Source organism: Pseudomonas sp. UBA6699 (assembly GCF_002454615.1).
Lineage (GTDB): Bacteria > Pseudomonadota > Gammaproteobacteria > Pseudomonadales > Pseudomonadaceae > Aquipseudomonas > Aquipseudomonas juntendi.
In genome coordinates, this window is sequence record NZ_DKJF01000098.1 from 109239 (window position 1) to 121736 (window position 12498).

General features: G+C 63.8%; 10 protein-coding genes and 1 pseudogene. 5 read left to right on the top strand and 6 right to left on the bottom strand.

Annotated features, from left to right (window positions below; translation table 11 throughout):
• The first annotated feature begins 1 nt into the window (after window position 1).
• Together B3361_RS18960 and B3361_RS18965 are read left to right on the top strand one after the other, a co-directional pair.
• Complete coding sequence (locus B3361_RS18960) at window positions 2–865, top strand: sensor domain-containing diguanylate cyclase (RefSeq protein WP_054903814.1); 864 nt, start codon at window positions 2–4, stop codon at window positions 863–865.
• Between the two features lie 6 nt (window positions 866–871).
• Window positions 872–985 (top strand): annotated as a pseudogene (locus tag B3361_RS18965) (class I SAM-dependent methyltransferase); the annotation flags it as partial.
• Window positions 986–1010: 25 nt separating this feature from the next.
• Here the strand turns inward: B3361_RS18965 and quiC are convergent.
• On the bottom strand, window positions 1011–2918 hold the full coding sequence (gene quiC / locus B3361_RS18970; RefSeq protein ID WP_054903813.1) for a 3-dehydroshikimate dehydratase QuiC: 1908 nt from the start codon (window positions 2916–2918) through the stop codon (window positions 1011–1013).
• Window positions 2919–3209: 291 nt separating this feature from the next.
• Here quiC and B3361_RS18975 point away from each other — a divergent pair, with 291 nt between their 5' ends.
• Window positions 3210–4583: an MFS transporter gene (locus B3361_RS18975; RefSeq protein WP_286920314.1), complete on the top strand. Its 1374-nt coding sequence runs from the start codon at window positions 3210–3212 to the stop codon at window positions 4581–4583.
• Window positions 4584–4616: 33 nt separating this feature from the next.
• Here B3361_RS18975 and B3361_RS18980 read toward each other — a convergent pair whose 3' ends face one another.
• From B3361_RS18980 to tam, 4 genes are all read right to left on the bottom strand, one after another.
• A complete protein-coding gene (locus tag B3361_RS18980) occupies window positions 4617–6029 on the bottom strand; it encodes a DOPA decarboxylase (protein ID WP_054903812.1) in 1413 nt (470 codons plus the stop codon).
• A 164-nt stretch (window positions 6030–6193) separates the two neighbouring features.
• Complete coding sequence (locus tag B3361_RS18985; protein ID WP_054903811.1) at window positions 6194–7138, bottom strand: LysR family transcriptional regulator; 945 nt, start codon at window positions 7136–7138, stop codon at window positions 6194–6196.
• Window positions 7139–7253: 115 nt separating this feature from the next.
• Window positions 7254–7964: a YebC/PmpR family DNA-binding transcriptional regulator gene (locus B3361_RS18990; RefSeq protein WP_009685578.1), complete on the bottom strand. Its 711-nt coding sequence runs from the start codon at window positions 7962–7964 to the stop codon at window positions 7254–7256.
• Window positions 7965–8117: 153 nt separating this feature from the next.
• Window positions 8118–8894, bottom strand: coding sequence for a trans-aconitate 2-methyltransferase (gene tam / locus B3361_RS18995; protein WP_054903810.1), 777 nt, complete (start codon window positions 8892–8894; stop codon window positions 8118–8120).
• Window positions 8895–9005: 111 nt separating this feature from the next.
• On the opposite strand from tam, the gene B3361_RS19000 reads away from it, so the two are divergent.
• The gene (locus B3361_RS19000; RefSeq protein WP_054903809.1) at window positions 9006–9185 is read left to right on the top strand and encodes a hypothetical protein; all 180 of its coding nucleotides are present in this window, start codon (window positions 9006–9008) and stop codon (window positions 9183–9185) included.
• A 3-nt stretch (window positions 9186–9188) separates the two neighbouring features.
• On the opposite strand, the gene B3361_RS19005 is transcribed toward B3361_RS19000, so the two are convergent.
• Complete coding sequence (locus tag B3361_RS19005) at window positions 9189–10601, bottom strand: amino acid permease (protein ID WP_286920315.1); 1413 nt, start codon at window positions 10599–10601, stop codon at window positions 9189–9191.
• 325 nt (window positions 10602–10926) lie between these two features.
• Between B3361_RS19005 and B3361_RS19010 the strand changes: the two genes are divergently transcribed.
• On the top strand, window positions 10927–12351 hold the full coding sequence (locus B3361_RS19010) for a PLP-dependent aminotransferase family protein (protein ID WP_054881119.1): 1425 nt from the start codon (window positions 10927–10929) through the stop codon (window positions 12349–12351).
• Window positions 12352–12498 lie beyond the last annotated feature (147 nt).

Sequence of the window (12498 nt, forward strand, 5' to 3'; positions counted from 1 at the left end):
CATGCCCGTAGACCTGCACGCGTTGTACCCCAGGCTGATCCACCTGATGCTCGACACGGTCTTCGTGGTCGACCGGGACAACCAGATCATCTTTGTCAGCGATGCCTGCGAAGCGCTGTTGGGCTACCGGGCATGCGAGCTGGTCGGTACCGCGATTACCGACCACATGCACCCCGAAGACTTGGCAACCACCCGCGCTTCGATCCTGCGGGTCATGAATGGCCAACCGCATTACGACTTCCACAACCGCTACATCCGCAAGGACGGTGGCGTGGTGCATATACTCTGGGCGGCCTGCTGGTCAGAGGAGGCCCAGGCCCGCATCGGCGTGGCGCGGGACATTACCGCCCAGCACCAGGCCGAAGCCGAACTGCGCTTTCTGGCGCATCACGACCCGCTGACCCGGCTGGCCAACCGGGCCATGTTCAACCAACGGCTGGACGCCGCCCTGGCCAGCGCTCGGCGCCATGACCGCTCATTGGCATTGCTGTTTATCGATATCAACGATTTCAAGCAGATCAACGATAACCACGGCCACAGCGTGGGCGACCGGGTACTGTGCACACTGGCCCGGCGCCTGGAAAGCTGCGTAGCGGGCAGCGCGACGGTGGCGCGGATGGGCGGTGACGAGTTCACCGTACTGTTGCCCGATTGCCCGTCAGCCGAGGTCGTGGCCGCGCAGGTGCAGCATATCCTGGCCGTCATGGCCGAACCGCTGGATGCCGAGTTGGCCGGGCTCCAGGCACCTTCCTGCAGCATTGGCATCGCGCGCTTCCCCGAAGACGGCACCGATGCCGACATGCTGCTGCGCCATGCTGACGGCCACATGTACCGGGTCAAACGGCAACGCACCGCGGCAGGCTGAACACAGATGAACCGGCGCGCCCCTGAAGACGCTTTGCTCGACAGCTGGCAGCACAATGCCCAGGCCTGGATTGACGCAGTACGCAGCGGCGCCATCGAGCGCCGCCGCGAGATGACTGACGCCCAGGCTCCAGGGCACCGCGTAGTCAGAGCACCGGCTTGCGCACCGCGCCGCTCCGGGCTTTGGCCATGGCCGCCAGGCGCACCGCGACGTTAGCCGCACCGTAGCCGCTATAACCCCCCTTGCGCTGGATGATCTCGAAGAAAAAGCGCTCTTCGAAGGGCTCGGTGTACACATGGAACAGCTCGCCACCCTGGGCGTCGCGGTCATAGAGCACGTTGTAGTAAGCCAACTCGCTGAGGAACTCGTCGTCGAAATCGAAGCGCGCCGCCAGGTCGTCATAGTAGTTCAGCGGAATTTCCAGCAACGGCACACCGGCCAGCTTGGCGCGCGCCACTTCGCCGAAGATGTCGTCGCAATCGAAGGCAATATGGTGCACCCCGGAACCGCGGTAGCTGGAGAGCGCATGGGCAATGGCGGTGTTGCGGTTTTCCGAAATGTTCAACGGCAGGCGCAAGGTGCCGCACTGGCTGCGCAGGGCGCGGCTCTTGACCAGGCCGTACGGGTCGGGCAGCACCACCTCGTCGTCGGCGGCGAAATCGAACAGGCTCTTGTAGAACAACACCCAGCTGTCCAGCGACTCGGCTGGCAGCGCCAGGGCCATGTGGTCGATGCGGCGCAGGCCACCGGTGGCGGTCACGCTCGGGTCCAAGCTGAAGTCGGTGTCATACAGGGTATGCCCGGCGGTGCCCTGCTCTACCAGGTACAACAGACTGCCATCGGGTGCGCGTACCGCTGGCACCTCGCACTCGTTGGGACCGACCAGGCCGCGGAACGGCTGGCCACGGTAGGCAGTGGCACGCTTGAGCGCAGCCTGCTGGTCCTTGACCCGCAGCGCGGTGGCGCACAATGACGGGCCATGGGCTTCGAAGAAGTTGTGGCCAAAGGAGTAAGGCTCTGCGTTCAGCACGATGTTGATATCGCCTTGGCGCAGCAGCTGCACTTCCTTGCTGCGGTGCTTGCCCGCTTCGGCAAAGCCCAGCCGCTTCAGCCAGCTGCCCAGGCGCGCGCCAACGGCCTCATCGACCGCAAATTCCAGGAACTCGACGCCGTCATAACGACTGGCCGCGGGCGGGGTGAACAGTACGCCAGGCTCGATCGGGGTATTTTGCTGTTCCAGGCGCAGCCGGGTTTGCTCTTCCAGGTACAACAACGAGCGCAGGCCGTCGGCGGCGTTCTGCCGGGTGGGCGCTGCACGGAAGCCGTCATTGAAGATTTCCAGCGACAGCGGGCCACGGTAGCCGGTGGCCAGGATCGGCGCGAGGAAGCCGGCCATGTCCATTTCGCCTTGCCCCGGGAAGCAGCGGAAGTGGCGGCTCCACTCCAGCACGTCCATCGCCAGGATCGGTGCGTCAGCCATCTGCACGAAGAAAATCTTGTCGCCAGGGATGTCGCGGATCGCGCGCGGGTCGCCCTTCAGCGACAAGGTATGGAAACTGTCGAGGATCACCCCGAGGGCCGGGTGGTCAGCCTGGCGCACCAGGTTCCAGACCTGCTGGTAGGTGTTGACGTGGCGGCCCCAGGCCAGCGCTTCGTAGCCGATACGCAGGCCACGCTTGCCAGCATGTTCGGCAAGCAGCCGCAGGTCGTCGACCAGCACCTGTTCATCGCCCAGGGCATCGGCCTGGACGTTGCTGCACACCAGCACCAGGTCAGTACCCAGCTCCTGCATCAGGTCGAACTTGCGCTCGGCGCGGTCCAGGTTTTTCTGCAGGCGGTCGCGGCGGCAGCCTTCGAAATCACGAAACGGCTGGAACAAGGTAATGGCAATACCCAGGTCGGCGCACATCTGCCGCACCTGGCGGGGGCTGCCGGCATAGTAGAGCAAGTCATTTTCGAAGATCTCGACGCCGTCGAAACCGGCGGCGGCGATGGCTTCGAGCTTTTCCGGCAGGGTGCCGCTCAAGGACACGGTAGCGATCGAACGCTGCATGGCGGGAGTTCCTTGTTGTTTGGAAGGTATACAGTGCCAGACAGGCAGAAAGACCTGTCAGAGTTTATGGCACGATCGATTATTCGCAGGTAGAGTCGCTGCTTCAATCTCTTTGTACGGAATGGTTAGTTTTGCGTTCGATTATCGCACAAAACCCGTTTTAGCGAATTGCCAGTCAACTGGCCCGTGGTCAACATGATCCACAGACGCAGGCACACCGACCGCTCCCTCCTGCCTTGGCAAACACCCCTGGCGGAACCTGCGCAAACAACAATAACAACGGAGACAACGATGGCTCACTCCAGCTCGCAAGCAAAAAAAGCGACCGCCAGTGGATGGATAGGCTCGGCACTCGAGTACTACGACTTTTTCATCTATGCCCAGGCCGCTGCACTGATTTTCCCGCAGATCTTCTTCCCCAACACCGACCCGAAAATGGCCATCATCGCTTCGCTGGCCACCTATGGCGTGGGTTACCTGGCCCGCCCGGTGGGCGCCTTCGTGCTGGGCCACTGGGGTGATACCCGTGGCCGCAAGAACGTGTTGCTGCTGTGCATGTTCCTGATGGGCCTGTCGACCATGGCCGTGGGCCTGCTGCCCACCTACCACGACATCGGCTTCCTGGCACCGGCCTTGCTGGTGGTGCTGCGCCTGATCCAGGGCTTCGCCGTGGCCGGGGAAATCTCCGGCGCTAGTTCGATGATCATGGAGCACGCGCCCTTCGGCCGAAGGGTCTACTACGCCAGCTTTACCCTGCAGGGTGTACAGGCGGGCCAGGTCATGGCAGCGGCGGTCTTCCTGCCACTGGCGTACTTCATGCCCAGCGAGGCCTTCAATGACTGGGGCTGGCGCATTCCCTTCCTGATGAGCGCCATCGTGCTGATCGCCGGTTTCATCATCCGCAAGGAAGTGCATGAAACCCCGGCATTCGTGAAGGAAGAGAAACAGGACAAAGTGGCCAAGTCGCCGATCAGCGAAGCGTTCCGCCACAGCTGGAAGCACATGGTGCTGGTGATGTTCATGGCCCTGATGAACGTGATTCCGGTAGTCGCCACCATCTTCGGTGCGGCCTACGCGGTGCAGCCGGCCTATGGCATCGGCTTCGACAAGAGCGTCTACCTGTGGATCCCCGTGGTCGGCAACATCGTCGCGGTACTGGTGATTCCGTTCGTCGGCAACCTGTCGGACAAGATCGGCCGCCGCCCGACCATGATTGCCGGCTGCCTGGGCTCGGGCCTGCTGGCGTTCGTCTACCTGTATGCGATCAGCATTCAGAACGTGCCACTGGCATTCATCACCTCGATCGTCATGTGGGGCATGGTCTACCAGGGTTACAACGCGGTATTCCCAAGCTTCTACCCTGAGTTGTTCCAAACCCGCTACCGCGTTTCGGCCATGGCCATTGCGCAGAACATCGGCACCATGCTGACTGCCATGTTGCCGGCGCTGTTCGCCCTGGTTGCGCCACCCGGCTCGGACAACATCCCGCTGGTGGTCGGTGGGCTGGCGTTCTTCATCACTTGCGTGTGTGCCCTGGCGGCCTACATTGCCCCGGAAACCCATCGCCTGGCGATGGAAGACCTGGGTAACCCGCAGGCCAAGCCGATGGAAAAGGAAGCCTATGAAGCCAGCCGCAAAGGCAGCGTCCAGGCGGTAAGCCACTGACAGGCGCGGGGCCGCAAAGCGGCCCCAGCCATTTCAGCCCTGAACCACGCCCTGCAAGCGCGCCCACAGCCGCTCCACATCGCCCCGCTCGGTCGGCAAGGCGCCGATCGACAGCCGTACCATCCAGCGGCCATCCAGCGTCGCCGGGGTCACGTAGGCATGACCGCTGGCGTTGAGCCGCTGCGCCCAAGCCTGGGTGTACGTGTCCAACGCCTCGCCCTCCAGCCCCTGCGGCCGATGACGAATGCACAAGGTCTGCAACTGCACGGGCGCCAACAGCTCCCAACCTTGCGCAGCGCTGACCTGCCCTGCCAGCCAGCGGGCATTGTCCAGGTCGCGTCGCAGCCGCGCCTGCAACGCTTCCACGCCCTCGCTGCGCAACATGAACCACAGTTTCAACGCACGGAACCGGCGCCCCAGCGGGATGCCCCAGTCGCGCAGGTTCTTCACCTCGCCATCCACTGCCGACTGCAGGTAGCTGGGGTTGGTGCTCATCACCCGGATCAGGTGCTGCGGGTCACGCACGTAATAGATCGAGCAATCGAACGCCACGCCCAGCCACTTGTGCGCGTTGACCACCACCGAGTCGGCCAGCTCGATGCCGTCCCACATCCAGCGGCATTCCGGCAGGATCATCGCCGAACCGGCCATGGCCGAGTCGACGTGCAGCCACAGGCCGTGGGCCTGGGCGATTTCGCCGATCGGGCGCAGCGGGTCCAGGGCTGTGGTGGTGGTGGTGCCGGTGGTGGCCACCACGGCGCAGGGCTGGTTGCCGGCAGCCAGGTCCTGCTCGATGGCCGCCTGCAAGGCCTGCGGCCGCAGCGCGTAGTGTTCGTCGGTGGGGATCAGGCGGATGTTGCCACGCCCGAAACCGGCCAGCAGCGCGGCCTTGTCCACCGAGCTGTGGGCGTGGGCACTGACATACACGATCAATGGCTTGGCTTCGGCCTGCAGGCCACCCCGCACCAAAGCGTAACCGGTGGCGCGTTCGCGCGCGCTGATCAACGCCACCAGGGTGCTGGTCGAGGCGGTGTCCTGGATGACCCCGCTCCATTGGCCGGACAAATCCAGCAACCGGCGCAGCCAGTCGAGGGTGGTTTCTTCCAGTTCGCTCAGGGCCGGGCTGGACTGCCATGACAGGCCCAGCACACCCAGGCCAGTACTGAGGAAGTCACCCAGTACCGAGGACAAGGTGCCATTGGAGGGGAAGTAGCCATAGAAGTCAGGGTGCTGCCAGTGGGACAGGCCAGGCATGAGCAGTGCGTTCACGTCGTCGAGAATGGCCTCGAAGGGTTCACCTTGCTGGGGGGCTTGCCCTGGCAAGGCGGCCTTGAGGTAACCGGGTTCGACCTGGGCCATGACCGGGCGCTCGCCCACGGTCTGGCGGTAGTCGGCGATCAGGTCGATCAGCTGGTGGCCGTATTGGCGGAATTGTTCAGGGGTCACGCGGGCTCTCCTTTGGGTCATCCGTAGCCTGTTATGGCCCTATCGCAGGCAAGCCAGCGCCCACAGAACAGGACGCTGGCTTGGACAGGGCCAGCGCAGGCGACACAATGCCCCCAGTCTAGGCGCCTATGCCCAGACGAATAACCCCATGTCGCGCATAGTTGCTATGGCAAACGCGCATGCCCACCCTGCACGCCGAACTGCGACTGGCGCCACAACTCGAATACCCGGTTGCGTAACCAGCGGTGCTCGGCCGAGGCCTGCAAACGCTGGTGCCACACCACCCAGTAGCGCTGGCTATGGTCGATAAAGCCCAGCGGTCGCCAAGCCAGGCCATGCAAGCGGCTCAGTTGCCGGGCGATGTGCTCGGGGACGGTGGCCACGGCCTGGCTGCCGGCAACCACCTTGACCGTGGCGCAGAAGAACGGCACCTCCAGGCTGACCCGCCGCTGCAGGCCCTGGGCGCGCAGGTGGCGGTCGATGAAGCTGTCCTTGTCGCCGCCACCGGAAATCCGCACGTGCTTGTGCGCCAGGTAGTCCGCCTGGCTGAGGGTGGCTTGCGCCGTCAACGGATGATCGCGGCGCATCAGGCACACCGCGCGGTCCTCACCCAGCAGGCGCCCGTGCAGGTTGGGTGGCGACTCGTCGAACAGCGTGGTCGCCAGGTCGATCTCGCCGCTGGCCAGCAAGGCGTACTGGCCGGCCTGCCAGGTGCGGTATTCCAGGGAAACCCCCGGCGCTTCCTGTTCCAGCGCAGCCACCAGCAACGGCAGCATGTGTTCGGCCACGTAGTCCGAGGCAGCCAGGCAGAAGCGCCGCTCGCAGCGGGCCGGGTCGAAGACTGCAGGCTGACGCAGGGCCTGCAGCTCTTCAAGCACTTGTCGCAGGGGCTCGACCAAGGTTTCGGCGTGTTCGCTGAGCACGTAGCCACGGCCTTGGCGGACCAGCAAGGGGTCGCCGAACGCTTCGCGCAGCAGGGCCAGCTGGCGGCTGAGGGCCGGCTGGCTGACGCCGAGGCGCTCGGCAGCGTGGCTGAGGTTCTTCAGCTGCAGCAGGTGGTCGAGGGTGCGCAGGTGGGCGAGGCTGAGGGAGGCGAAGGTGGGGTTCATCGGGTTCGGCTCCGGACCGCTGCGAGGGCTTCGCCCTCGTTTCGCGACACAAGCCCGCGCCTACAGAAGCGGCCTTGCGACGCGATGGGCCGCAAAGCGGCCCCAATTGCACAGATCAGTCGGTCAGACCAACATAAACATTCTGCACATCATCGTTCTCGTCGATCGCTTCGAGGAACGCTTCAACCTCAGCCAGCGCTTCGGCGCTCAGGCTGGCCGCGCTCACCGGGTTTTTCGGGGTATAGCCGATTTTCGCCGAGGTCACGGTGAAGCCATGCTCGGGCAGGGCCTTCTGCACCGCGTCCAGGTCGGTAGTGTCGGTAATGAACAGGGTCGAGCCCTCTTCTTCACCTTCTTCGAAGTCCTGGGCGCCGGCTTCGATCGCGGCCATTTCCGGGTCGGCATCGCCTTCGGGGGTGGCTTCGATCAGGCCGACATGGTTGAAGTCCCAGGTCACCGAACCGCTGGCGCCCAGCTGGCCCTTGCGGAACAGCACGCGGATCTGCGCAACGGTGCGGTTGACGTTATCGGTGAGGCACTCGACGATCAGCGGCACCTGGTGCGGGGCAAACCCTTCGTAGCTGACGGCATGGTACTGCACGGCCTCGCCGTCCAGGCCAGCGCCTTTCTTGATGGCACGTTCCAGGGTTTCACGGGTCATCGAGGCTTTCTTGGCCTGGACGATGGCCAGACGCAGGCGCGGATTCATGTCCGGGTCGGCGCCAGATTTGGCCGCAATCTGAATTTCCTTGGCCAGCTTGCCCATGATCTTGCCCTTGGCATTGGCAGCTGTTTCTCTATGCTTGGCTTTCCACTGTGCGCCCATGTCGACTCTCTTTGTTTCAGCGGCCGGTTCAGGAAGCGACCGGCCAAAAGTGGGTGCAGTTTATACGCCCTCGCGCATGGGTTCGACAAGAAATCTCATCAGCCTCGATCCGCTTGCCTGCCGCCCTGGCAGCCGCCTGGCGCTGAACTGCCCCTAGCGCGTAGCGATCACGAACAGCCTCGGGAACGGCAACAGCACCTTGCCATCGGTGGCCGGCGGATAGTCGCGCTGCATGGCCTGCAGGTACATCTGCAGGAAATCACCCTGCGCGCGCTCATCGAGCCTGGCCAGGTAAGGGCGCAAAGCCGAGCCTTTGAACCACTCCACCACCGCCTCGGCGCCGCCCACCAGCGGGTGGTGATAGGTGGTGCGCCATACATCGACCCGCGCGCACAGCGGGCTGAGCAGGTCGTAGTAAAAGGCCGCCCCGTGCCGTGGCGGCAGTTGCAGGTCGGCGAACTTCGCGGCCCACGGGCCCTGGCTGGCAATCTCGCGCAATTGCCGGTGGGCCGGCTCATCGAGGTTGTCCGGGGTCTGCACCGCCAGGCTGGCGCCTTCGCTCAACTGGCGCACCAGGTGCGGGTACAGCTTGGCATGCTCGGGCACCCACTGCAGGGAGGCGTTGGCAAGGATCAGGTCCTGCGGCTCCGGGGCCGACCAGCCGCTGATGTCGGCAACCACCGTGCGCACCCGGGGGATGCACAAGCGCTTGCGTTCCCGGGCCTTGGCAATCATGTCCGGGTCGCTGTCCAGCGCCGTTACCTGGGCATCGGGGTAACGTTGCAGCAGTACCTCGGTGGAATTGCCAGGGCCGCAACCCAGGTCGGTGGCGTGGCGTACCGGGCGTGACGGCACGGCGGCGAGCAGGTCGCGCACGGCGCGGGTACGTTCGTCTTCGAACAGCGAATACTGGGTGGCGGACCAGGCCATGTGCAGCTCCTCCAGGCGGGTGATAGGTGGAGCATACGCCATGTGGCGGCCGGCGCGTTCGTTGCGGCACACGCAATGAACTGTCTGGCTGGGTGCAGGGTCATCTGCTGTATGCGCACCCACCTGAAAACCTATATCGCCATTGCCATCCTGGCCCTGATCGCGGCCGCCGCCCTGCTCGGCTCACCGTGGATGAACCAGCGCTTTCACATGCCCGCTGAAAAAACCCAGGCCCAACAACGCGAAACGGCCGGGTCCACACGGGAGCCGGCCGTTTCCAAGCGCGAGTGACGCTTAGTGCTGCTTGCTGCCAGAGCGGATCTGGTGCACCACACCCATGGCCACCACGATGGCCGCCGCCACACCGGTGGAGATCACCAGGATCTGGTAGTCAGGCATGAAGGCCATGGTGACCAGTGCCGCCACGATGAAGGCGATGACCAGGTAGGTCAGCCAGGGGAACAGCCACATCTTCAGGCGCACTTCCTTGCCCTCGGCGATCAGCTTGCGGCGCATGCGCAGCTGCGAGAAAGCGATCACCAGGTACACCAGCAGGGCAATCATGCCAGTGGTGTTCATCAGGGTTTCCAGCACGTCTTTCGGGCGCAGGGTCTCGCTGAAGTTGATCAACGCGCAGACCACAGCCACGGCGCACGAACCCATGATCGCGTACACCGGTATACCGGTGCCGGCGCGGGTGATCTTGAAGAACGACGGTGCATCGCCCCGCTGGGCCAGCGAGAACAGCATGCGCGAAGCGGTGTAGTGGCCCGAGATCAGGCAACTGCTGACCGAGGTCAGTACCACGAAGTTCATCAGCAGCTCGGCGTACGGCACGCCCAGCAGCTCCAGGGTACGGCGGTAGGCGCCATAGCCGGAAACCCCCAGGTGCGGGTCGTTCCACGGTACCAGGCAGACGATCAGGAAGATCGAACCGACGTAGAACAGGCACACCCGCCACACCACCGAGTTGGTCGCCTTGACGATCTGAGCAGCAGGGTCTTTGGCTTCAGAAGCGGCAATGGTGACGATTTCTGCGCCGAGGAAGGCGAACATCACCCCCAGCAAGGCGCCGATGACCGTGGTAATGCCGTTGGGCATGAACCCTTCGGCGGTGAGGTGGCTGATGCCACGCACTTCACCGAATTGCCAGACATTGGTTACCGCAGCGGTACACACGATCAGGAAGCAGACGATCGCGATCACCTTGATCAGGGCGAACCAGAACTCGAACTCACCGTAGTGCTTGACGTTGAAGAAGTTGACGGTGATCAGCAACAGGGTCGTGGCCAGCACGAACACGTTGACGCTCACATCCGGGAAGAACCCATGCAGGATCTTGCCGGCTACGTAAGCTTCCCAGGCCATCAGAATGACCCAGTACCACCAGTACAGCCAGCCAATGGTGAAGCCGGCCCAGCGGCCGATGGCGCGGTCGGCGTAAGTGGAGAACGAGCCGGTATCAGGCGAGGAAGTCGCCATTTCACCGAGCATGCGCATGATCAGCACCACCAGGATGCCGCCTGCCAGATAGGCCAGGACAGCGGCTGGGCCGGCGCTGTGGATCACGCTGCCGGAACCGACGAACAAGGCGCCGCCAATAACCCCGGCGATCGACATCATCGTCAGGTGGCGCGACTTCAGCGAGGCACTGAGCTTGCTCTCGTGCCCGCTTTTCGCGGTGGTGGTAGTGGATGTTGCGTCCATCAGTTGTGTACCCCGTGCTTCTTTTTATCCAAGGAAAACCGTGAAACCCCGATGGCTGGCGGTTTCACCTGTACATCAGTGCTAATGCGGGCAGGATGGTGTGCGCGAACACACGCAGGCCTTCCATGGCGGCCTGCTGACGCGCCCCAGGGCTGGCGCCTGGCGCGAACTGAACATGCTATTGGTGGCGATATCTGACACCTAATGTAAAAATGTCCGACGCAGAGAGCCATGCACAGTGGCATCAAACTCGCACTGCACTGTACAGGTCGCCTATGCAGTACACCCTGCAATTGCCTGGCGATACGCACCCTGAAGGCCCCGAATGCTCGAACTACATCCAGACTCCTCGACCCCGTTGGTGAACCAGATCATCGACGCGCTGCGCGAGCTGATCGATAACCAGACCCTCAAGCCTGGCGCCAAGGTGCCCTCGATTCGCGCCTTTGCCGCGAGCTACTCGGTGAGTACCTTCACCGTGGTCGAGGCATACGATCGCCTGGTGGCCCAGGGCTTGCTGGTGAGCCGGGGCAATGCAGGTTTTTTCGTCAACCGCGCGGCAGCCGAGCTGCTGGATCAGCACAACGCCGAGGCCGACACCAGTCGACCAACGTTCAACTCCGAGTGGTACCTGCAACAGATCTTCGAGATCCGTCAGTTGCCCTACAAACCCGGATGTGGCTGGCTGCCCAACGACTGGATGTACGAAGAGGGCCTGCGCCGTGGCCTGCGCCAGGTGGCTGGCAGCCCGCTGGAACTGTCGGGGTATGGCGACCCCATGGGCCTGCCGGAGCTGCGTGCACTGACCGCGCAGAACCTGCAGCAGGAATTGTCGATAGTGGCCAACCCGGCGCAGCTGATGCTGACCCACGGCGCCAGCCAGGCGCTGGACCTGGCCGCACGCACGCTGGTCCGGCCGGGGGACGTGGTACTGGTGGACGACCCGGGCTACCCGAACCTGATGAGCATCTTGCGTACCCAGGGCGCGACGCTGGTCGGCGTCCCGCGTACCCCGGCGGGCTACGACCTGAACCAGTTGGAGCAGTTGCTCGCCCATCACCGCCCGACGGCGTTCTTCACCCAGCCGCATTTGCACAGCCCGACCTGCTCGCGCACCCCGCTGCCGCAGCTGCACCGGCTGTTGCAGCTGGCCAGCCAGCACGGCTTCCGCCTGGTCGAGAACAACCTGTACGCCGACATGGTCGCCGAGCCGCAGCCCTGCCTGGCCAGCCTCGACCACCTGCAGCAGGTGGTGTACGTAGGCAGCTACTCGAAGAGCATTTCGCCCAATGTGCGCGTCGGCTATATGCTGGCCAACCCCGAGCTGATGCAGAAGCTGCTGCAGCTGAAAATGCGTTCGGGCCTGACCACATCGCAGGTGATGGAGCGTGTGGTCTATGCCGCGGTGATCGACGGCCGCTGGCGCAAGCATCTCAAGCGTCTGCGCCAGCGCCTGGCCGAAGCACATCAGGAAGTTGGTCGGCATCTGCATCGATTGGGCTTCGAATTGTTCATCGAATCCGACGAAGGCATGTACATCTGGACCCGCCATCCGGCACTCCCGGACAGCGCGGCATTGCTGGACGACGCGCTGGAGAAAGGCATCATGCTCGGGCCTGGGCAGTTGTTCATGGTCGATGCCAAAGCCACCGGCTGGATGCGCTTCAACGTGGCGTTCAGCACCGACCCGGCGATGTGGGAGTTGCTGGAGAAAGTGTTGGTCAAGCATGTGCGTCGGGCTGGGCTTTAAGCCATACCGATCGTGTGAACTTGAGATCGAGCGCCGCCCGCGCGGCGCATCGCGAGCTGCGGTCGCTGCTTGTATGTTGTGACTGGCCTGGCGGGAGAAGATATTCTCGTCAGGCTGAAGAAGCACTTCCGGGGAGGCCGATCGCTC